19 protein-coding genes and 1 pseudogene are annotated in these 20,023 nt (G+C 70.9%); 9 read left to right on the forward strand and 11 right to left on the reverse strand.

Annotation, left to right across the window (positions count from 1 at the left end; translation table 11 throughout):
* Positions 1-115: 115 nt before the first annotated feature.
* Positions 116-676: a DinB family protein gene (locus tag K7C20_RS23970; RefSeq protein ID WP_078953471.1), complete on the reverse strand. Its 561-nt coding sequence runs from the start codon at positions 674-676 to the stop codon at positions 116-118.
* Between the two features lie 217 nt (positions 677-893).
* On the opposite strand from K7C20_RS23970, the gene K7C20_RS23975 reads away from it, so the two are divergent.
* Positions 894-1,394: a GNAT family N-acetyltransferase gene (locus K7C20_RS23975; protein WP_030082406.1), complete on the forward strand. Its 501-nt coding sequence runs from the start codon at positions 894-896 to the stop codon at positions 1,392-1,394.
* 127 nt (positions 1,395-1,521) lie between these two features.
* Here the strand turns inward: K7C20_RS23975 and K7C20_RS23980 are convergent, their stop codons facing one another.
* Entirely contained in the window at positions 1,522-3,195 is a 1,674-nt protein-coding gene (locus K7C20_RS23980; RefSeq protein ID WP_030082408.1) for a fumarate hydratase, read from the reverse strand.
* Positions 3,196-3,361: 166 nt separating this feature from the next.
* On the opposite strand from K7C20_RS23980, the gene K7C20_RS23985 reads away from it, so the two are divergent.
* A complete protein-coding gene (locus tag K7C20_RS23985) occupies positions 3,362-4,243 on the forward strand; it encodes a DUF1707 SHOCT-like domain-containing protein (RefSeq protein ID WP_342452591.1) in 882 nt (293 codons plus the stop codon).
* A gap of 283 nt (positions 4,244-4,526) precedes the next feature.
* The gene (locus K7C20_RS23990; protein WP_199812666.1) at positions 4,527-4,832 is read left to right on the forward strand and encodes a WhiB family transcriptional regulator; all 306 of its coding nucleotides are present in this window, start codon (positions 4,527-4,529) and stop codon (positions 4,830-4,832) included.
* A gap of 128 nt (positions 4,833-4,960) precedes the next feature.
* Here K7C20_RS23990 and glpX read toward each other — a convergent pair whose 3' ends face one another.
* Positions 4,961-5,992, reverse strand: coding sequence for a class II fructose-bisphosphatase (glpX, locus tag K7C20_RS23995; protein WP_030082414.1), 1,032 nt, complete (start codon positions 5,990-5,992; stop codon positions 4,961-4,963).
* 236 nt (positions 5,993-6,228) lie between these two features.
* On the opposite strand from glpX, the gene K7C20_RS24000 reads away from it, so the two are divergent.
* Positions 6,229-6,765, forward strand: coding sequence for a DUF4245 domain-containing protein (locus tag K7C20_RS24000; RefSeq protein ID WP_030082416.1), 537 nt, complete (start codon positions 6,229-6,231; stop codon positions 6,763-6,765).
* Between the two features lie 141 nt (positions 6,766-6,906).
* On the opposite strand, the gene K7C20_RS24005 is transcribed toward K7C20_RS24000, so the two are convergent.
* The 4 genes from K7C20_RS24005 to K7C20_RS24020 form a co-directional block, all read right to left on the reverse strand.
* Positions 6,907-7,500, reverse strand: coding sequence for a malonic semialdehyde reductase (locus tag K7C20_RS24005; RefSeq protein WP_030082418.1), 594 nt, complete (start codon positions 7,498-7,500; stop codon positions 6,907-6,909).
* A 278-nt stretch (positions 7,501-7,778) separates the two neighbouring features.
* On the reverse strand, positions 7,779-8,075 hold the full coding sequence (locus tag K7C20_RS24010; RefSeq protein WP_030082420.1) for an exodeoxyribonuclease VII small subunit: 297 nt from the start codon (positions 8,073-8,075) through the stop codon (positions 7,779-7,781).
* Between the two features lie 29 nt (positions 8,076-8,104).
* On the reverse strand, positions 8,105-9,340 hold the full coding sequence (gene xseA / locus K7C20_RS24015) for an exodeoxyribonuclease VII large subunit (RefSeq protein WP_048829550.1): 1,236 nt from the start codon (positions 9,338-9,340) through the stop codon (positions 8,105-8,107).
* A gap of 227 nt (positions 9,341-9,567) precedes the next feature.
* Positions 9,568-11,031, reverse strand: a complete 1,464-nt coding sequence (locus K7C20_RS24020; RefSeq protein ID WP_030082424.1) for an APC family permease — start codon at positions 11,029-11,031, stop codon at positions 9,568-9,570.
* Positions 11,032-11,114: 83 nt separating this feature from the next.
* Between K7C20_RS24020 and K7C20_RS24025 the strand changes: the two genes are divergently transcribed.
* On the forward strand, positions 11,115-12,140 hold the full coding sequence (locus tag K7C20_RS24025; RefSeq protein ID WP_030082426.1) for a 4-hydroxy-3-methylbut-2-enyl diphosphate reductase: 1,026 nt from the start codon (positions 11,115-11,117) through the stop codon (positions 12,138-12,140).
* A gap of 85 nt (positions 12,141-12,225) precedes the next feature.
* Entirely contained in the window at positions 12,226-13,119 is an 894-nt protein-coding gene (ppgK, locus tag K7C20_RS24030; RefSeq protein ID WP_053210013.1) for a polyphosphate--glucose phosphotransferase, read from the forward strand.
* Positions 13,120-13,132: 13 nt separating this feature from the next.
* On the opposite strand, the pseudogene K7C20_RS39275 reads toward ppgK, so the two are convergent.
* Positions 13,133-13,702, reverse strand: a pseudogene (locus K7C20_RS39275) (DUF6542 domain-containing protein); the annotation flags it as partial.
* A 348-nt stretch (positions 13,703-14,050) separates the two neighbouring features.
* On the opposite strand from K7C20_RS39275, the gene ychF reads away from it, so the two are divergent.
* Positions 14,051-15,139, forward strand: coding sequence for a redox-regulated ATPase YchF (gene ychF / locus K7C20_RS24035; RefSeq protein ID WP_030082430.1), 1,089 nt, complete (start codon positions 14,051-14,053; stop codon positions 15,137-15,139).
* Between the two features lie 193 nt (positions 15,140-15,332).
* On the opposite strand, the gene K7C20_RS24040 is transcribed toward ychF, so the two are convergent.
* Both K7C20_RS24040 and K7C20_RS24045 read right to left on the reverse strand, forming a co-directional pair.
* Positions 15,333-16,088, reverse strand: coding sequence for a carbonic anhydrase (locus K7C20_RS24040; protein WP_245171636.1), 756 nt, complete (start codon positions 16,086-16,088; stop codon positions 15,333-15,335).
* A gap of 254 nt (positions 16,089-16,342) precedes the next feature.
* Positions 16,343-16,756, reverse strand: coding sequence for a hypothetical protein (locus tag K7C20_RS24045; protein ID WP_030082435.1), 414 nt, complete (start codon positions 16,754-16,756; stop codon positions 16,343-16,345).
* 295 nt (positions 16,757-17,051) lie between these two features.
* Here K7C20_RS24045 and K7C20_RS24050 point away from each other — a divergent pair, with 295 nt between their 5' ends.
* Positions 17,052-17,936 (forward strand): IS982 family transposase, encoded by an 885-nt coding sequence (locus K7C20_RS24050; protein ID WP_030988783.1) that lies wholly within the window; start codon positions 17,052-17,054, stop codon positions 17,934-17,936.
* Between the two features lie 19 nt (positions 17,937-17,955).
* Here K7C20_RS24050 and K7C20_RS24055 read toward each other — a convergent pair whose 3' ends face one another.
* A complete protein-coding gene (locus K7C20_RS24055; protein ID WP_030085730.1) occupies positions 17,956-18,705 on the reverse strand; it encodes a PIG-L deacetylase family protein in 750 nt (249 codons plus the stop codon).
* Positions 18,706-19,073: 368 nt separating this feature from the next.
* On the opposite strand from K7C20_RS24055, the gene K7C20_RS24060 reads away from it, so the two are divergent.
* Positions 19,074-19,826: a GntR family transcriptional regulator gene (locus tag K7C20_RS24060; protein WP_030085732.1), complete on the forward strand. Its 753-nt coding sequence runs from the start codon at positions 19,074-19,076 to the stop codon at positions 19,824-19,826.
* Positions 19,827-20,023 lie beyond the last annotated feature (197 nt).

The following is a 20,023-nucleotide window of genomic DNA, read 5'->3' on the forward strand; positions in this document are numbered from 1 at the left end:
CACCCCGCACAAGCCCTGGCGGTGGGGTGGCTCTCTCCGAGCGTTCGGAGAGGGCCGCCAGGGAGTGACGGCCCGCGCCTGCGCCTCCGGCAGCGGATGGAGCCCCCGGCCCCCGCTACTGACCCACCCTTCCGTCGATGCACTCGCGCAACAGGTCGGCCTGCCCGCAGTGACGGGCGTACTCCTCGATCCGGTGCACCAGCAGCTCCCGGACTGCGAACCCGTCCTTCCCCAGACGCTCGCCCAGATCCGGGTGCTCGGCCAGCGCGGCATCGGTCGCGGCCTGCTCGCGCGCCAGATCGGCATACGCGGCGTCGACCTCGGCCTGCGCGCCGACGGCTCCGTTGAAGTCCGCGTCACGCTCGCCGTACAGCTTCGGCAGCGGTTCGCCGTCGCTGATCCAGTTGCGCCAGTCCCGCTCCACCTCGGCGAGGTGCCGGAGCAGGCCGAGCAGCGACATCGTCGACGGCGGAACCGACCGACGCGCCAGTTGCTCCGCGTCCAGGCCCTCGCACTTCATCCGCAGGGTTATGCGGTAGTTCGTCAGGAAGTCCTGAAGCGTCGCCAGCTCGCCGTCCGGACTGACACCTTCGCTGTTACGGGGGTCGTCGTCCGGGTCGGCCCACATGTCGGGGTAGACGCTCGCCTGGCTCCATCGTGCGGGTTGGTCACTCATGCGGCCCATAGTCGACCGCGCCACCGCAAGCCCGCCAGCGAGTTTCGGTCCGGACGGACGGGTACGCGCGGTCGCTCCGGCCGTCGAGGAACGCGCGGGGCTCGGCGTTGAGGCTTCATACTCCAGCCGTAGATCGTCATGTGCCCTGGTCTTGGGGCCGTCTGCCGGTGGCGGAAACTCAGGTGGCCTCAGCGCGCCATCCGGATACAGTCGGGCAGTGCCTGAGTTGAAGCGGCTGCATGCAGGCGATGCCCCCGCGGTCCTGGCCTTCGAGCTGGCGAACCGCGCCTACTTCGCTGCCTCGGTCTCCGACCGGGGTGACGAGTTCTTCGACCGGTTCGCCGACCGGTACCGCGCCTTGCTGGCCGAGCAAGAGGCCGACATCAGCGCCTTCTACGTGCTCGTCGCTGAGAATGGCTCGGTTCTGGGACGGTTCAACCTGTACGACTTCGAGGACGGCACCGCCGAGCTCGGCTACAGGGTCGCGCAGCATGTTGCCGGCCGCGGTGTGGCGACCGCGACCGTCCGGGAGCTGTGCCGGCCGGCGGCGGCGCGGCACGGGCTGCGCACACTGCGGGCGGCCACCTCCCGCGGCAATGCCGCGTCCCAGAGGGTGCTTGCCAAGGCCGGGTTCGTTCCGGTTGGCCCGGCCGACCCGGTCGGCCTCGGTGGTAAGGCCGGCATCTGGTACCAGCGCGACCTGGTGCGCCAGCCGTAGACCGTGATCTTGCTGCTGGAGCGGCTGCGGGAAGGCGGCAGGCGCGCTCAGTTGGGCCTATGGAGGGCGGCAGCAAGAACGAGAGCCCCAGCGCGAAGCGCGCCGGGGGCTCTCGGAACTCAGTAGGTCAGCTGCCCTGACGCACCGGAATGCTCGTGAACGTCGGGGTCGGCGCCGGGTCCTGGAAGAAGTCGTTGCCCTTGTCGTCGACGACGATGAAGGCGGGGAAGTCCTCGACCTCGATCTTCCAGACCGCTTCCATGCCGAGCTCCTCGTACTCCAGGACCTCGACCTTCTTGATGCAGTCCTGGGCCAGCCGGGCGGCGGGCCCGCCGATCGAGCCGAGGTAGAAGCCGCCGTGCGTACCGCAGGCGTCGGTGACCTGCTGGGAGCGGTTGCCCTTGGCCAGCATGACCTTCGAGCCGCCGGCCGCCTGGAACTGCTCGACGTAGGCGTCCATCCGGCCCGCGGTCGTCGGGCCGAAGGAGCCGGAGGCGTAGCCCTCGGGGGTCTTGGCCGGGCCCGCGTAGTAGACCGGGTGGTTCTTCAGGTACTCCGGCATCTCCTCGCCGGCGTCCAGCCGTTCCTTGATCTTGGCGTGCGCGATGTCGCGGGCGACGACCAGGGTGCCGGTGAGGGAGAGGCGGGTCTTGACCGGGTGCTTGGTCAGCTCGGCCAGGACGTCGTCCATGGGGCGGTTGAGGTCGATGGCGACCGCGTCGAGGTCGGGGCCCGCGCCCTCGGTCAGCTGCTCGTCGGTGGTGTCCGGGAGGAAGCGCGCCGGGTCGGTCTCCAACTGCTCCAGGAAGACGCCCTCGGCGGTGATCTTCGCGACGGCCTGGCGGTCCGCGGAGCAGGAGACGGCGATGGCGACCGGGCAGGACGCGCCGTGGCGGGGCAGGCGGACGACGCGGACGTCGTGGCAGAAGTACTTGCCGCCGAACTGCGCGCCGATGCCGATCTTCTGCGTCAGCTCGAAGACCTTCTCCTCCAGCTCCTTGTCGCGGAAGCCGTGGCCGGTGGGCGAGCCCTCGGCGGGCAGCTCGTCGAGGTAGTGCGCGGAGGCGTACTTGGCGGTCTTCATCGCGTACTCGGCGCTGGTGCCGCCGACGACGATCGCGAGGTGGTACGGCGGGCAGGCGGCCGTACCGAGCGAGCGGATCTTCTGCTCCAGGAACTTCATCATGGAGGCCTCGTTGAGGACCGCCTTGGTCTCCTGAAAGAGGAAGGACTTGTTGGCGCTGCCGCCGCCCTTGGCCATGAAGAGGAACTTGTAGGCGCCGCCGTCGGTCGCGTACAGCTCGATCTGGGCCGGGAGGTTGGAGCCGGTGTTCTTCTCGTCCCACATCGTCAGCGGAGCCATCTGCGAGTAGCGCAGGTTCAGCTGGGTGTAGGCGTCGTAGATGCCGCGGGAGAGGGCCGCCTCGTCGCCGCCCTCGGTCAGGACCTGCTGGCCGCGCTTGCCCATCACGATCGCGGTGCCGGTGTCCTGGCACATGGGCAGGACGCCCGCGGCGGCGATGTTGGCGTTCTTCAGCAGATCGAGCGCGACGAAGCGGTCGTTGGCGCTGGCCTCGGGGTCGTCCAGGATCTTGCGGAGCTGGGCGAGGTGCGCCGGGCGCAGGTAGTGCGAAATGTCGTGCATCGCCTCGGCGGCCAGCTTGCGCAGCGCCTCCGGCTCGACCTTGAGGAACGTCCGGCCATCGGCCTCGAAGGTGCTCACGCCCTCCGCGGTGACGAGGCGGTACGGCGTGGTGTCCTCACCTACGGGGAGAAGGTCGGTGTAGGCGAATTCCGGCATCGAAGGTCATTCCTTACTCGGAGAGGTCCGGCTGGCATCTACGGCAGCGCCTCCACAGCGTAGAACCCTGGCGCGCGGACGCCGCTGTGAGGTAAGGCTCAGTACGTGCGAGACCTGTCGCGTCGATCCCTGGTCGCGATCTATCGCGTTTCGGTACGCTGGGGCCGTGGAAGCAGACAACGGGGGACGACCGGGCCCCGAGACCCCGCCCGGAACGCTTCAGAAGCAGGATCAGCTCCGGGAGCGGCAGCCGGTGAACATGACCAAGACGGCGTCCGCGCGGCCCGCCGTGGCCGAGGGCGACATCCGTGCGTCGGACGCGGACCGCGACCGGGTCGCCGAGATCCTCCGTGAGGCGCTGGCGGAGGGCCGGCTGGACCCGGAGGAGCACGCCGAGCGGATCGACACCGTCTACCGCGCCAAGACCATGGGCGAACTGGAGCCCGTCGTACGGGACCTGCCCGCGGCGGGCGCCGGCCGCGCGCAGCCGGACCAGGACGCGTACGTCTACGGCCCCGGCGCCCCGGTCCCGGACCAGAACCTCGTCGCGATCTTCAGCGCCTCCGTCCGCAAGGGCCGTTGGCAGGCCCCCGCGCGGATCAACGCCGTCGCGTTCTTCGGCTCCGTCGAGATCGACCTGACCGAGGCGGTCTTCCCGCAGCAGCAGGTCCAGATCAACGTCACGGCGATCTTCGGCAGCGTGGAGATCCGGGTCCCGGAGAACATCACGCTGCGCAGCAGCGGCGCCGGCGTCCTGGGCAGCTTCGAGGTCGAGACGCATGACGCCGAGGACACCCATGCCCCGCAGGTCCTGGTGGGCGGCTATGCCGTGCTGGGCAGCGTGGAGGCCAAGCCCAAGCGCGGTGCCTGGATCCGCGATCTGCGCGACCGGCTGCGCGAGGGGCATCGGGAGCTGCGCCACGAGCTGCGCGAGGAGCGGCGTGAGCGTCATCAGCAACTGCGCGCGGGACGGCACGAGTGGCACGAGCGGCGGCGCTCCGAGCGCCGCGAGCGCCGGGACCGGTTCCGCGGGGACACGGGAGCCTGAGGCCGCGTACGGCCCCCGGCCGCCGCACCGGCGGCGGCCGACCCACGGAAGGGGACGTCACCCGCGATTTTCTCGTTGTCGCACGATCGCCACGGTATGCATAAGCGTGCGTACAGCGGGTAGGGCTGGTGCATCGTCTCTCGTACGGCTGCGGGGTGCGGAAATAGGCCGTGCGCAGCGAGACGGGCAAGGGTGATTCTCGCGCCGAAGCCGTCGTCAGGAGTAGACCGTGCTGCTACCGCATCAGCCCCTGCAGGATGCCGCTGTCGTTCCGTCCCAGCAAATGCCTGCTCGTGACGAGGCCGGTCCCTGGCATTCGGAGGCGGTGTGCCGCCGGGACGAAGCCGGGCTGTTCTTCGCCCCGTCCAAGGAGCCGACCGCCGCGCGACTGGCCAGAGAAGAGGCCGCGAAGCGGGTCTGTGCCCGCTGTCCCGTGATGGTCGAGTGCCGGGAGCATGCGCTGCTCCAGCCCGAGCCGTACGGCGTCTGGGGAGGTCTGACCGCGGCCGAGCGCCGGGTCGTGCTGACCCGCCGGCGGCGCCGGGAGACCGAGCTCCAGCGCGCGGCCCATATGCCTGCGGCCGGCTAGACGGCCGCGCGAGCGGCTTCGGCCCATCGGACGCACCCCAGGACCCAGGGCGTATGGGCCACTTCGCCCCCGCCGGAGACTCTCCGACGGGGGCGAAGTGCATGCGGTGCCGGGCGGCCCGTACGGGATCAGCTGGGGCGCTCGAAGTCCACCGAGCTGTACGCACGCAGCTTGGACAGCCGGTGCTGGGAGTCGATCTGGCGGATGGTGCCGGACTTGGAACGCATCACCAGGGACTGGGTGTAGGCGTTCTCGGCGCGGTAGCGTACCCCGCGCAGCAGTTCGCCGTCGGTGATGCCGGTGGCGACGAAGAAGACGTTGTCGCCACGGACCAGGTCGCCGATCTCCAGCACCTTGTCCAGGTCGTGCCCGGCGTCCAGCGCCCGCTGCCGCTCGTCGTCGTCCTTGGGCCACAGCTTGCCCTGGAAGGCGCCGCCCAGACACTTCAGCGCACAGGCCGCGATGATGCCCTCGGGCGTACCGCCGATGCCCAGCAGCAGGTCCACGCCGGTGCCCTCACGGGCCGCCATGATCGCGCCGGCCACGTCGCCGTCGGCGATGAACTTGATCCGGGCCCCGGCCTCCCGGACCTCCTTGACCAGGCCGTCGTGGCGGGGCCGGTCCAGGATGACGACCGTGACGTCCTCGACCGCGGACTTCTTCGCCTTGGCGATCCGCTTGATGTTCACGGCCACCGGCGCCGTGATGTCCACGAAGTCCGCCGCCTCCGGGCCCGTGGCGAGCTTGTCCATGTAGAAGACCGCGGACGGGTCGAACATCGAGCCGCGCTCGGCCACCGCCATCACGGACACGGCGTTCGCCATGCCCTTGGCGGTCAGCGTCGTCCCGTCCACCGGGTCCACGGCCACGTCGCACTCCGCGCCGGTCCCGTCACCCACGCGCTCGCCGTTGTAGAGCATCGGGGCGTTGTCCTTCTCGCCCTCCCCGATGACCACGACGCCGTTCATCGAGACGGTGTGGATCAGGGCGCGCATGGCCTTGACCGCCGCGCCGTCCGCGCCGTTCTTGTCACCTCGCCCCACCCAACGGCCCGAGGCCATGGCACCGGCCTCGGTCACCCGGACGAGCTCCAGGGCGAGGTTGCGGTCCGGGGCTTCGGGGCTGACCTCGAGTGGGGACGGGAGATGATGCTCGCTCATCGAGCGCACCTTTCTGAACGGCGACGGCCGTGAAGGAATGAGGGTGGCTGTGCGGGGGTGCGGGGGTTTCCCCCGGAGGTTCACAGTATCTCCAGGCCGCCAAAATGAGCAGAGGGCCCTTCGCATGAGCGCCCCTGGGGGAGCCGGTCACCTGGTCGTTTGCGCAGGTGACGGGCTTTGCCGGGGGGCCTGTCAGGGGCGCGGCGGGGATGGGGGACCATAGGGGCGTGGCAGGTATGCGAGGCAGACAAACGGTGCGGGACATGGTCCTGTCGCTGGCGGTGATCGGCGCCCTCGTCGGCGCGATCTACATCTTCATCCCGCACGACGAGAGCGCGGACGCGGCGAAGAACGCGGTCAAGACGGTCGACTACCGCGTCGAACTGATCACGGCCCGGCGAGCGGCGCCCTACGCGGTCGCCGCGCCCGAGGGGCTGCCCAAAACCTGGCGCGCCACCTCCGTCTCGTACAAGGCGAACGAGGACGGCAAGGGCGGCGCCTGGCACCTGGGCCTGCTCGACCCCGAGCAGCAGTACGCGGCCGTCGAGCAGAGCGACGCCGTGCCGCGGAAGTTCATCCAGGACGTCACGCTCGGCGCGGCCAAGGCCGAGGGCAAGCAGGCCGTCGGCAGCAAGAAGTGGGACCGCTACAAGGGCGACAAGTACAACGCGCTGGTCCGCGAGGAGTCCGGGGTGACCACGGTCGTCACCGGCACCGCGCCCTACGGGCGGCTCGCCGACCTGGCCGCCGCGCTGGTGGCGAAGAAGGGCTGAGCCCCTTAAGACATCGATGAGGCCGCCGTACCCGGGAGGGGTGCGGCGGCCTCATCGATGTGCGGACCCGTGCGGGACGGGTTCCCTACGGACTCCTACGGGTTCCCTACCGGACTCCTGCGGGTTCCTTACGGGCGTCGCTCAGACGGTGGCGACGGCCTCGTCGAAGGTCAGCCGCGGGGAGCGCGGGAAGAAGGCGTCGGTGCCCGGCTTGCCGATGTTGATGACGAGGAAGGACTTCTGCTTGCCGTCGCCGAAGAACTCCTTGTCGACGCCGGTGAAGTCGAAGCCGGTCATCGGGCCCGCGGCCAGGCCGGCGGCGCGGATGCCGACGATGAAGTAACCGGCCTGGAGGGTGGCGTTCTGGGTGCCGGCCACCTCGCGGCGCGCGGCCTCGGAGAAGAACGTGTCCTTGATGCCCGGGGCGTGCGGGAAGAGCTGCGGCAGCTTCTCGTGGAAGTGCAGGTCCACGGAGAGGATCGCGGTCAGCGGCGCGCCGAGGGTCTTCGGGCCGTTGGCGCCCATGGCGTGGTTGACCAGGCGCTCACGGGCCTCCTGCGAACGGACCAGGGTTATCCGCAGCGGCGACTGGTTGAAGGCGGTCGGGCCGAACTTCACCAGGTCGTAGACGGCCTGGACCTGCTCGTCGGTGACCGGCTCGTCCGTGAACGTGTTGGCGGTCTGGGCCTCCCGGAACAGGAGGTCCTGAGCGGCGGCGTCAAGGGCGAGAGACATGGGGGCACCTCGGTGAGTGAGCTGGGCGTTCGGGTTCTGTGGCACTGCAGACAGTAGAGAGGCCGCAGTTACTACAGGGTTCATTCAAGACACCACTGTAATGGAGATAGATTAAGTTTCAACTAAAGTGGGGGTGTTGTGAGGCGGTTCACAGCGCTTCGCTTCCTTTGCCGGGGTGGCGGCGGCGGCCGGCCCCGGCGGTCCCCTCTGGACGGTCCGTCGCCCTGAGTGCCTCGCAACAGTGCACGCTCCGTCGCCGGGCGCGCCCGCCGCCAGGCCTAGGCGCGTTCCGCCTCCGGCCCGTCCGACGGCTCGGCCAGTGCGGCGTCCAGCCGGGCCCGCGCGCCGTCCAGCCAGCGCCGGCAGACCTTCGCCAACGCCTCGCCGCGCTCCCACAGCGCGAGCGACTCCTCCAGCGTCGTGCCGCCCGCCTCCAGGCTGCGGACGACCTCGATCAGCTCGTCCCGCGCCTGCTCATAGCCCAGCGTGGAGTCCACCGACTCCACCCGGGCCGCCGCGCCGGCCGCCGCACCCTGCTCCGCGTCCGCCGCGCCATCCGTCTTCGCCTTCGCCATGTCTCCCACCCTAAGAGTCTGTCTTTGCACTATTCGGGGGGTGTGACAGCGCCCGGGACGCCGTCCACCCGCACCCGGAACTCGCCCTCGGCCACCCGGGCCCGCAACGCGTCGTCCGCGTCGACCTCGTCCGGTGAGCGCACCGCCGTCCCGTCCGGCTTCTGGAGCACCGCATAACCGCGCTCCAGCGTCGCCTTGGGGGAGAGCGCGACCACTCGGGCCAGGGTGTGCGTCAGCTCCGAGTCGGCACGGTCCAGCAGATGCCCCAGGGTCCGCCGGCCGCGCTCCAGCAGCGCGGTGACCTGCTCCTCGCGGTCCTCGACCATCCGCTGCGGCCGCTGTATGCACGGCCGCTGAAGCGCCGCCGCGAGCCCCCGCTCCTCCCGCTGGAGGAAGCCGTCGACGGCGCGCAGCGCCCGCTCCCGCAGCTGCTGGACCCGGGTCAGCTCCTCGCCCACGTCCGGCACCACCTTCTTCGCCGCGTCGGTCGGTGTCGAGGCGCGCAGATCGGCGACCAGGTCCAGCAGGGGGGTGTCCGGTTCATGGCCGATCGCCGAGACGACGGGCGTCACGGCCGCGCTCACGGCCCGGATGAGCTGTTCGTCGGAGAACGGCAGCAGATCCTCCACGCTGCCGCCGCCCCGCGCCACGATGATCACGTCCACTTCGGGGAGCGCATCCAGCTCCTGGACGGCCGCCACCACCTGCGGGACCGCATGCACCCCCTGCACCGGCACATTGCGCACCGCGAAGCGGACGGCCGGCCAGCGGTGCCTGGCGTTCTCCAGGACGTCCCGCTCCGCGGCGCTCGCCCGGCCGCAGACCAGCCCGATCAGCTGCGGCAGGAACGGCAGCGGTTTCTTGCGGTCCGCCGCGAACAGCCCCTCCGCCGCCAGCGACTTCTTCAACTGCTCCAGCCGGGCGAGGAGTTCACCGACGCCGACCGGCTTGATCTCGGCGGCCCGCAGCGACAGCTGGCCGCGCGGGGCGTACCACTCCGGTTTGGCGTGCACCACCACCCGGGCGCCCTCGCTCACCACGTCGGCGACCTTGTCGAAGACCTGGCGGTAGCACGTCACGCTCACCGAGATGTCGTACGACGGGTCACGCAGCGTCAGGAAGACCACGCCCGCGCCGGGGCGCCGCGAGAGCTGGGTGATCTGCCCCTCGACCCACACCGCGCCGAGCCGGTCGATCCAACCGCCGATGAGCCGGGACACCTCGCCGACCGGGATCGGCGTTTCCGGGGACGTAGAAACAGCCATACGAGCGAGACTAACGGCGGGCACTGACAGTGGCGGCGCTCCTGCGGTGCGTGGTCCGGGCGGGCGAAGGCCGGGCGAGCGGCTCCGCGGCGGCATCCGCCGGCCCGCGCCGCGCCCGCCGGCTTCCCCGGCCCACCCGTGCCCTGCCCGCGCCGCGCCGGTCGGCTCCTTCTCCGGCCCACCCGCGCCCGGCCCGCACCCCGCCCGTCAGCCCTGCCCTCCGCCCGTCAGCCCCGCAATCCGCCCGCCCGCGCCCGTCCCCGGTACTGCACCGCCAGCACCACCAGCCCCACCACCAGCCAGGCCCCGCCCACGGCCTGGGCGGTGCCGGAGGCCTCGACGATCACCGCGACCACCACCACCAGCCCCAGCAACGGCACCACCAGATGCCGCAGCACGCTCGGCACCCCGCCCGCCCGGCGGATCCAGAAACAGCCGATCACCGACGCATGCAGCAGCCCGAATGCGGTCAGCGCCCCCACGTTCACGACCGACGACAACTGGTCCAGCCCGTCGTCCCTGCGGGCCGCCCACACCGCCGTCACCAGCGTCACCAGGGCCGCCCCCAGCAGCGCCCTGCGCGGTACCCCGCTGCCCGCGTCCACCTTCGACATCGCCCCCGGCAGCCGCCGGTCCCGGGCCATCGCGAACAGCAGCCGGCCGGCCGCCGCCTGCCCCGCCAGCGCCGCGAACGCCGCGCCCACCGCCTTGCTCACCGCCACCAGATCACGCAGCCAGCCGCCCACCGCCGCATCGACCGTGACGTAGAAGGCGCCGCCCTGCTCCCCGGGCCGGGCCGCCAGCTCCGCCGCGCTCACCGGCATCAGCAGCGCCGCCAGATACGTCTGCACGGCGAACAGCACACCGGCCACCACCAGACAGGTGAGCACCGCCCGCGCCACCCGTTCCGGCCCGCCGCGCCCCCGGCCGCCCTTCCCGGTGGCCGCCGGGCCCGCGGCCTCCTCGGCGAACGACGCGATCGCATCGAAGCCCAGATAGGAGAGCACCGCCACCGACACCGCGGCCAGCACCGCACCGACCGCGAAACCGCCCTCACCGGTCAGCGGCACGGCCCAGCCGCGCGGCGCCCCGTGCGCGCTCAGCTCGACGACCGCCGACACCACGAACACCGCGAGCACCACGATCTCCATGGCCAGCACCGCGAAGCCGACCCGGGCCGCGGTCCGTACACCCCACAGGTTCAGCAGCGTGGTCACGGCCACCGCCAGCGCCGTCCACACCCACTGGTGCACGGACGGCACCAGCGCATGCAGCGCGATCCCGGAGAACAGGTACGCCACCGCCGGAATCAGCAGATAGTCCAGCATCGCCATCCATCCGGCGACGAACCCCGTGCCCTCGCCCAGCCCCACCCGGGCGTAGGTATAGACCGACCCGGCCTGCGGGGCGACCCGCACCATCTGGGCGTACGAGTACGCGGTGAACGCCATCGCGACGGTCGCGACGAGGTAGACGAGGGTGATCGCGCCGTGCGACTTGGCCTGGAGTGTGCCGAAGATCCCGACCGGCGCCATCGGGGCGATGAACAGCAGCCCGTAGACGATCAGGTCCCGGAAGGTCAGCGTCCGCCGCAGCCCGCCGGGGGCGCGGGTGTGCCCGCCCCCGTCGGCTGCGGGAACGGCGTCGCCGCCCGTTCCCTCGCCGTCCGTGCCGCCGATCGTGCCCGGCATCCTGCCTCCTCGCTCCGTGCCGTCCTCAGTCTGGGACAAAGGCGCGATCTTCCCGGCAGGGCCACGGCTTTACGATGGGACGCATGACTTCCTCGCCCAGCCCGACGCCCGCCGCCACCCCGGGCGAAGACGCTCCGCGCGACCAGCGCAAGGTCCTGCTCGCCGCCCCCCGGGGCTACTGCGCGGGCGTGGACCGTGCCGTGATCGCCGTCGAGAAGGCCCTTGAGCAGTACGGTGCCCCCGTCTACGTACGCCACGAGATCGTGCACAACAAGTACGTCGTGAAAACCCTCGAGAAGAAGGGCGCCATCTTCGTCGACGAGACGGAAGAGGTGCCCGAGGGCAACATCGTCATCTTCTCGGCGCACGGCGTCGCCCCGGTCGTCCACGAAGAAGCCAAGCGCGGCAAGCTCGCCACCATCGACGCCACCTGCCCGCTGGTCACCAAGGTCCACAAGGAAGCCGTCCGCTACGCCAAGGAGGACTACGACATCCTCCTGATCGGCCACGAGGGCCACGAAGAGGTCGTCGGCACCAGCGGTGAGGCGCCTGAGCACATCACCCTCGTCGACGGTCCCGACGACGTCGCCAATGTCGAGGTCCGCGACCCGGAGAAGGTCGTCTGGCTCTCCCAGACCACGCTCTCGGTCGACGAGACGATGGAGACGGTCGACGCGCTCAAGGGCCGCTACCCCAACCTCCTCTCGCCGCCCAGCGACGACATCTGCTACGCCACCCAGAACCGCCAGATCGCGGTGAAGCAGATGGGTGCCGAGGCCGATCTCGTCATCGTCGTCGGCTCCAAGAACTCCTCGAACTCCGTGCGCCTCGTCGAGGTGGCGCTGGGCGCCGGCGCCCGCGACGCCCATCTGGTCGACTACGCGGAGGAGATCGACGAGGCCTGGCTGGAGGGCGTCCGCACGGTCGGTGTCACCTCCGGCGCGTCCGTCCCCGAGATCCTCGTCCACGGCGTCCTGGACTATCTCGCCCAGCGCGGCTACGAGGACGTCGAGACCATCACGGCCGCCGAGGAGTCCATCCACTTCTCGCTGCCCAAGGAGCTCCGCCGGGATCTGCGCGCCGAGGCCCAGGCGGCGACCGAGGGCTGACCCCCCGCTGCTGCCGCTTCGCCGCCTGGGCCCCTGTCGTTCCATCCCGGGGGCGAGCGGCCCCGTCGACGCCTAGCCTTTCCCCATGAAGGTCTTCGGTGTGGACATCGGTGGATCGGGCATCAAGGGTGCCCCGGTGGATCTGGAGCGCGGCGACCTCGCGGAGGAGCGCTACAAGGTGCTGACCCCGCATCCGGCCACCCCGGATGCGGTCGCCGACGGCGTCAAAGAGGTCGTGGACCACTTCGGGTGGTCGGGGCCGGTCGGTGCGACCTTCCCCGGTGTCGTCACCGGCGGGACGACCCGTACGGCCGCCAATGTCGACAAGGGCTGGATCGGCCTCGACGCCGCCTCCCTGCTCACCACGCGGCTGTGCGGCGAGTCCGGCGGCAGCCCCGTCACGGTGCTCAATGACGCGGACGCGGCCGGCCTGGCCGAAATGCGCTTCGGCGCGGGCGCCGGCCGCACCGGCACGGTCATCGTGCTCACCCTCGGCACCGGCATCGGCAGCGCCGTCTTCACCGACGGCCGTCTCGTGCCCAACTCCGAGCTCGGCCATCTGGAGCTGCACGGCCACGACGCCGAGAAGCGCGCCTCCACCAAGGTCAAGGAGGACGAGGAGCTGAGCTGGCAGCACTGGGCCCACCGGGTCCAGAAGTACCTCGCCCATGTGGAGATGCTCTTCTCACCCGAGCTGTTCGTGATCGGCGGCGGGGTGAGCCGCAAGGCGGAGAAGTTCCTGCCGCTGATCGAGCACATCAGCGCGGAGATCGTGCCGGCTCAGCTTCAGAACAACGCGGGGATTGTGGGGGCCGCGATGGCTGCGTACGCCGCTCGGGCTGGCGAGCCACCTGCCGCGGACGGTTCCCGGGCCGCGGCCGCCCCCGGTCGGCCGTCCGCGCCGGCGGCCGCTCCTGCTGACCGTGCGGTCCGCTCTGCGGTCGACTCGCCGGTCGGCTGGCCCGACGCCGGGCGATGATCAGCACCCGGCGGACGATCGCGAGCAGCGCGCAGATCAGCGTGCCGGCATAGAGCCAGCCCGCGTTCAGCGCGAGCACGGTGAAGACGCCCATCAGCAGCCCGTCGAACCCGTCCGCGCCGTGCTGGATGGGCAGCGCACCGAGCGTGAACGCGATCGGCAGCGTGACCGGCGCAATGACCAGGTCGTACGGCCTGACCCACAGCGCAGCGGCGACGCCCACCAGCAGATAGCAGACGCCGTACGCGGTCGGTGCGCCGCCGAACAGCAGCCGGTCCAGAAAGGCGAAGGCCAGCAGCGCCATCGTCGCCAGCAGCCAGCAGCCCAGACCGGTGAGCTTGGCCGCCGGCATCCGGCGCCGCAGGGCGGGCGCCGCGGCGGGCAGGGCGGGGCGCTGCGGCCGCGCCCGGTAGACGGTCGAGGACTCCACGCCCTGTGACGGGGCCGGGGCACGCCCCGGGGACGCGGTCACGGGCGCCCTGGCAGGCGCACGGGCGGACCCGGCCTGCGCCGGACCGCGCGCCGCGGCATGGACGACCGCGGGTGCGGACGCCGGTACGGACGCGAAGCCGGAGGCCCGCATCGCGGTGAGAAAGTCGTCGTCGGGATCGGGGGCCACTGCCTCCGCGGGGCGCGGGAGCCGGGCGTCCTGGCCCGCGGGCGGGCGGGCGGACCGCGGCGGGCTGTGCTGGGGGGTGCGCGCTTCGTGTTGCTCCACTCGTCAACGGTAGGCCGCTAAGTGGGATTAACCGGTTACGGGACACGCGCATTGGGCCGAGCTTCGGGCCGATTCCCTCCGGCCCGGGGGCCGGGCGGGGTGCGGCCGGTCCCGGTGGCGGCGGCTCGGGCCCGGCCGCCCCGTAGACTGGTGGATCGGCCCTCCGGGACCGTGCCCACCCCACCACCTCTCGCTCGGAAGTCGAGTCGCCACGTGTCGCTCACGATCGGAATCGTCGGTCTGCCGAATGTCGGCAAGTCGACCATGTTCAATGCCCTGACCAAGAACGACGTGCTGGCGGCCAACTACCCGTTCGCCACCATCGAGCCGAATGTCGGCGTCGTCGGCGTCCCCGACCCGCGGCTGGCCAAGCTGGCCGGGATCTTCTCCTCCCAGAAGGTCCTCCCGGCGACCGTCGACTTCGTCGACATCGCGGGCATCGTCCGCGGCGCCTCCGAGGGTGAGGGCCTGGGCAACAAGTTCCTCGCGAACATCCGCGAGTCCGACGCGATCTGCCAGGTCATCCGCGCCTTCAAGGACGAGAACGTCGTCCACGTCGACGGCAAGATCTCGCCCAAGAGCGACATCGAGACGATCAACACCGAGCTGATCCTCGCCGACCTCCAGACCATCGAGAAGGTCCTGCCGCGCCTCCAGAAGGAGTCGCGCATCAAGAAGGACATCGCGCCGAAGGTCAAGGCGGTCGAGGAGGCCAAGGCGATCCTGGAGAGGGGCGAGACGCTCTTCGCCGCGGGCATCGTCCAGGGCTCCGGCAACGAAGAGCTCCTGCACGACCTCCACCTCCTCACCACCAAGCCCTTCCTCTACGTCTTCAACGTCGACGAGGACGAGCTGACCGACGAGGACTTCAAGAACGAGCAGCGCGCCCTCGTCGCACCGGCCGAGGCGATCTTCCTGAACGCCAAGCTGGAGGCCGACCTCGCCGAGCTGGACGAGGACGAGGCCCTGGAACTCCTCCAGTCCGTCGGCCAGGAAGAGCCCGGCCTGGCCACCCTCGCGCACGTCGGCTTCAACACCCTCGGCCTGCAGACCTACCTGACGGCCGGCCCCAAGGAAACCCGGGCCTGGACCATCAAGAAGGGCGCCACCGCCCCCGAGGCCGCCGGCGTCATCCACACCGACTTCCAAAAGGGCTTCATCAAGGCCGAGGTCATCTCCTTCGCCGACCTCGTCGACACCGGCTCGGTCGCCGAGGCCCGCGCAGCCGGAAAGGCCCGCATGGAGGGCAAGGACTATGTGATGCAGGACGGGGACGTGGTGGAGTTCCGGTTCAACGTGTGAGCGGTGCGATCCGCACGTGAGGCTGTCCGGCACATGTGCATGACGGAAGGGGCCGGGCTCAACGGAGCCCGGCCCCTTCCGTGTTACGTGGTGACGTGGTGCCGGACCTCCGGGGCGGGGCGACTCAGGGGGCGGCTCCGTTCACATCCGGGGGCGGCGGGCTGACCACGGCACGTCCGCCTCCCCCGGGCGGTCAGTACGGCGCGCCGGACAGGACTTCGACCTTGCCGGTGTCGAGCGAGTAGTAGGCGCCGATCACGGCGAGGCTGCCCTTTTTCACGAGGGGGGCCAGGGCGCCGTTGGAGCGCAGGTCGGCCGCGGTCAGGGTGACCTGGGCGCGGGCCATGCGGTCGACCGGGTCGGCGCCGCCTTGCCGGACTGTCTGCTGGTACGCCGGCCGCAGCGCCCTGGCGATCGACTCCAGGTTGCCGGGCAGCGGTTTGTCGTCACGGAGCGACTTGTACGCCGCCTCGACGGCGCCGCAACGCTGGTGCCCGAGGACCACGATGAGTGGTGTGCCACTGGTCAGGGGCCCGTACTCCACGGAACCTGTGACCACCGGGCCGACCGCCTCCCCGCCCGTGCGCATCACGTAGAGGTCGCCCAGCCCGGTGTCGAAGAGGAGTTCAGGCGGCACGCGGGAGTCGATGCACGAGAGGACCGACCCGAAGGGCTCCTGTTTCTGGGCCACGAACTCGCGCCGGTCCGGGTCACGGTCGGGATGCTGGAGGTCCCCGCTCACCCAGCGCTTGTTGCCGTCCATCAGCCGCGTGAAGGCTGCTGCGGGCGTGGTCGGCCGCGGTTGCGGTGAAGCCTGCCGCCCCAGCGGCGAAGCGCCGGCCGCCGCCGGAGCGGAGCTCGTCGACGAGCACCCCGTGAGTGCGGCCGTGGCGACGACAAGTCCGCCGGCGAGCAGAGCCCTGCGACCCGGATGTTCCGCTCCGTCCATCGGTCGTTCCCCTCAGTCAGCTGAGACACGTGCGTATGTCCTGGCCCGGACGATTGTTCAGCGCGGTGGGGGAGCTGGACGGGAGGCGCAAGCGGGCACGGTCCGCTGTGCCACCGACGGCCCACCGAAGCGGTCCGGTCGGCTGCACGTCACCCGCACCCGCACGCGGCCGGAGGGACCGGGCCCGGGGTGGGCCCGGTCCCCGAATCCTCAGGCCGGGCGGGCCGGTGACGGATCGTCCGGCCTGAGCGTCATTACTTGCAGGCCCTGCTCGTGTCGCCGTCCTTGCAGATGGTGACCCAGGGGCCGTCCCAGTACGAGGCGGGGCCGATCGTGGCGGTGATGTCCAGCGTGCCGGGACCGCACTGCTTCTGCGGGGACTTGTGCCAGATCTGCGGGCCCCTCGGCTTGCCTATGAAACCGACACCGACCGAGATGGTGTAACAGCCCTTCGGGGCGGTGACGGTCAGCTTGCCCTTGGCCGTCACCGTGCCGCCCTCGTCCCCCCAGACGGTCGTCATCGTGCCGGAGCTGTGTGCTCCGGCGATGCTCTCGTTCCAGGGGTTGGTGTACGGGTCGGATGAGGCGGCTGCGGTGGCGGTGCTCGCGGTGGCGCCGATCATGAGTACGGCGCCGGCGGCCGCGGTGGCGGCCCTGAGCTTGCGCATGTCGCAACGTCCCTTCGTGGTGGTGGTGTTGCGTTGACGACAAGACGCTATGGAGGGGGCATATCACCGCGATATCGGCGGTTGGGGCGGTGGCGGTGGCGGTGCCGACGCCGGTGGCGGTGACACGGCAGGGCCGCCTAGCCGGTGCCGGAGCCGGGCAGCAGATGTCGAAGGTCTCGGGTGAACCCGGGCGGGCGCGCCGGGGGCCGGACCCTCCCGGCGGACTCCCCTAGATGATTGAGTCCGATGTTTGTGCTGGCCGCGACCATGGCGAAGGGCGCCCGTTGGCTCGTGTGTGACGACAAACCTGGACGCCCTTCTGGCGGCACTGTACGTGTTCATCGACGACCATGTGGCGCCACGTCGCCGGATCGGGCGACCCCCGAAACTGACAGACGCCGAACTGCTGTGCCTCGCGGTCGCCCAGGTCCTGCTGGGCTTTCCCTCGGCCCGGCACTGGATCCGCTTCGCCCACGCCCGGCTGGGGCACCTCTTTCGCTACCTGCCTCAGCAGTCCGCCTACAACAAGCGGCTCAACGCCGCCGGACCGCTGATCAGCGACGTGATCGAGGCCCTGGCCCGGCAGGTCCCGACCTGGACCGACGACCTGCGGCTGATCGACTCCACACCGCTGCCCTGCGCGGCCTCCCGCGAGACCGTCAAACGCTCCGAACTGGCCGGGCACGCCGGCTACGGCTACTGCCGCAGCCACTCCCGCTTCTTCTGGGGATTCCGGCTCTACCTGCTGACCACCGCCGAAGGCATGCCGGTGTCGTGGTGCCTGGCGAACCCCAAGCTCGGCGAACGGGAGGTGATGACCGCACTGCTGGCACGCGACCACCGCCTTGTCCGCTCCGGTCAGGTGATCCTCGCGGACAAGGGCTTCGCCGGGCGGGAGTTCGAGGCGTTCCTGACCGAGCGACTGGGCGTCCATCTGGTGCGGCCGGACCGGAAGGGCGAGCCCGTCCGGCACGGCCGTCTCGCCCGTGTCCGTCAGTGGATCGAGGCCGTGTTCGACACGCTCAAAGGCCAGCTCAGCCTGGAACATCACGGCGGCAGAACCCTGCCCGGAGTGTTCGCCCGCACCGGCCAACGACTCCTCGCCCTCGCAGCAGGTGTCTGGCACAACTGGACCACCGGCGCCAAGATCAAACGATCCCTGATCGCCTTCGACCACTGAGAACATCGGACTCATTCATCTAGGGGGGAAAGAGCTGGAAGAGCGTGGCCGGGCGGCCCCGGTAGCGTTCGCCGCCGGAGCGCAGCATCTGCTCGATGAAGGTGCGGGCGTAGGCGTGCGGGTCCTGTCCGGTGCCGCGCAGGCCCCTGATGTACGCGCCGTGGGCCGCCAGTGAGGCGACCGCGCGGTCGATGCCGGGGCCGACCTCGGCGGCGTGCGTGGGGTACGGGGAGCCGGCCACGGCCACCCAGCGGACGCCGTTCCAGGGCGCCAGGCCCATCGCGCCGGCGAGCTCGGGGAAGATCCAGCGGTTGCCGGCGTCGCCCGCGGCGTCCAGGACGGCGCGGCCGACCACCCGGTGGTCCGGGCTGTTCCAGTGGCCGCCGTCCCAGGTGTCGTGGTGGTTGAGGGTGAGCAGGAGTTCGGGGCGGTGGCGCCGGATGGCCGCGGAGAGGTCGCGGCGCAGCTCCCGGCCGGGCTCGATGACGCCGTCGTGATGCCGGTCGAGGAACTCGACGGTGTGGACGCCGACCAGCGCGGCGCCGGCCCGCTGCTCGGCCTCGCGGAGGGTGGCGGACTCGGCCGGCGCGAGCCCGTCGATACCCGCCTCACCGCGGGTGACCAGCAGGTAGCTGACCTCGCGCCCGGCGGCGGTCCATTCGGCGATGGCGGCCGCGGCGCCATATTCGAGGTCGTCGGGGTGGGCGACGACGGCGAGCGCCCGCTGCCAGTCCCTGGGCATGGGGGAGAGGTGGGGTTCGGCGGGCATGGGGTCCCTTCCTTCCCGTCCTGTTTCCGCGTCCTGCGTTTCCGAGTGCCGCGTTCTGCGGTGCCGGGTGCCGGGTGCCGGGTGCCGGGTGCCGGGTACCGCGTGCCGTCTGCCGGGCGTGGTGGCGGGCGTCGTCTTTGATCGTGCTCCCATTTCGATCGTGACATGCATGAAGGGCGGCTACCGGGTGGAAAGAGGGGGTGGGGTGGCGCGGGGTGGGGGTGCGAGGGCCTCCGGTGCCGATCCTCGCTCGTTTACACGGGCTGAGCTGGGTTTCATCACATCAGGTGAATACCTGGCCCAAGCTTGCGGTCGGCAACGCGCGGTTGCCACGCTGTTGCTGACTGTCAAGCTGTTGGGAGGGGCACGTGCCTTTCGGTGAGCAGCCCGCGTACCTTCGCGTCGCCGGCGACCTGCGCCAGAAGATCGTCGACGGCTTGCTGCCGCCGCACACCCGCCTTCCCTCTCAGGCGCGCATCCGTGAGGAATACGGCGTCTCGGACACCGTCGCCCTGGAGGCGCGCAAGGTCCTGATGGCCGAGGGGCTGGTCGAGGGCCGTTCGGGGTCGGGCACCTATGTGCGCGAGCAGCCCGTCCCGCGCCGTATCGCCCGCGTCGGATTCCACTCGGCGGGCGGCTGCACGCCGTTCCGGCAGGAGCAGACGGACGAACGGGTGCGGGGCACCTGGGAGTCCCACAGCGAGCAGGAGCCGGCCGGTCCGGTGATCGCGGCCCGGCTGCGCATCCCGCAGGGCGCCAAGGTGATGCGGACGCGCTATGTCTTCCGGGCGGAGGGGGAGCCGTCGATGCTCTCGACTTCCTGGGAGCCCTTGGAGGTGACGGGGCGGACGCCGGTGATGCTGCCGGAGGAGGGGCCGTTGGCGGGGCGCGGGGTGGTCGAGCGGATGGCGGCCATCGACGTGGTGGTGGACAACGTCGTCGAGGAGGTCGGGGCGCGGCCGGCGCTGGCGGAGGAGGCCATGACGCTGGGCGGGGTGCCGGGGCATGCGGTGCTGGTCGTTTCGCGTACGTATTACGCGGGCGGCAGGCCCGTCGAGACGGCCGATGTGGTCACTCTCGCGGACCGCTACCGGGTCGCGTACCACCTCCCCGTGAAGTAGCCGGCCGGTCTCCTCCCCTCCCTCCGCGCGTGCGCCAGACGCACTGTGGACGGCCACGGTTCTCCGGAAGGCGCCCCATTTGTTCCATTTGGTCGGCAAATGGTGGCTGGATCTTGGCGTGGGAAACCTCACATAGCCTCAACTGGGCGGGATTTTCGGGCAGCTGTGGGAAGTCGACCTTCCGATTCGCTCTTACG

Origin of the sequence: Streptomyces decoyicus (genome assembly GCF_019880305.1) — a bacterium.
Lineage (GTDB): Bacteria > Actinomycetota > Actinomycetes > Streptomycetales > Streptomycetaceae > Streptomyces > Streptomyces decoyicus.

Excerpts from the sequence above, each read along its gene's own strand:
- K7C20_RS23970 (WP_078953471.1), bottom strand. The coding sequence starts at position 676 with ATGAGTGACCAACCCGCACGATGGAGCCAGGCGAGCGTCTACCCCGAC.
- K7C20_RS23980 (WP_030082408.1), bottom strand. The coding sequence starts at position 3,195 with ATGCCGGAATTCGCCTACACCGACCTTCTCCCCGTAGGTGAGGACACC.
- K7C20_RS23990 (WP_199812666.1), top strand. The coding sequence starts at position 4,527 with ATGCCTGCTCGTGACGAGGCCGGTCCCTGGCATTCGGAGGCGGTGTGC.
- glpX (WP_030082414.1), bottom strand. The coding sequence starts at position 5,992 with ATGAGCGAGCATCATCTCCCGTCCCCACTCGAGGTCAGCCCCGAAGCC.
- K7C20_RS24000 (WP_030082416.1), top strand. The coding sequence starts at position 6,229 with ATGCGAGGCAGACAAACGGTGCGGGACATGGTCCTGTCGCTGGCGGTG.
- K7C20_RS24005 (WP_030082418.1), bottom strand. The coding sequence starts at position 7,500 with ATGTCTCTCGCCCTTGACGCCGCCGCTCAGGACCTCCTGTTCCGGGAG.
- K7C20_RS24010 (WP_030082420.1), bottom strand. The coding sequence starts at position 8,075 with ATGGCGAAGGCGAAGACGGATGGCGCGGCGGACGCGGAGCAGGGTGCG.
- xseA (WP_048829550.1), bottom strand. The coding sequence starts at position 9,340 with ATGGCTGTTTCTACGTCCCCGGAAACGCCGATCCCGGTCGGCGAGGTG.
- K7C20_RS24020 (WP_030082424.1), bottom strand. The coding sequence starts at position 11,031 with ATGCCGGGCACGATCGGCGGCACGGACGGCGAGGGAACGGGCGGCGAC.
- K7C20_RS24025 (WP_030082426.1), top strand. The coding sequence starts at position 11,115 with ATGACTTCCTCGCCCAGCCCGACGCCCGCCGCCACCCCGGGCGAAGAC.
- ppgK (WP_053210013.1), top strand. The coding sequence starts at position 12,226 with ATGAAGGTCTTCGGTGTGGACATCGGTGGATCGGGCATCAAGGGTGCC.
- K7C20_RS24040 (WP_245171636.1), bottom strand. The coding sequence starts at position 16,088 with ATGGACGGAGCGGAACATCCGGGTCGCAGGGCTCTGCTCGCCGGCGGA.
- K7C20_RS24045 (WP_030082435.1), bottom strand. The coding sequence starts at position 16,756 with ATGCGCAAGCTCAGGGCCGCCACCGCGGCCGCCGGCGCCGTACTCATG.
- K7C20_RS24055 (WP_030085730.1), bottom strand. The coding sequence starts at position 18,705 with ATGCCCGCCGAACCCCACCTCTCCCCCATGCCCAGGGACTGGCAGCGG.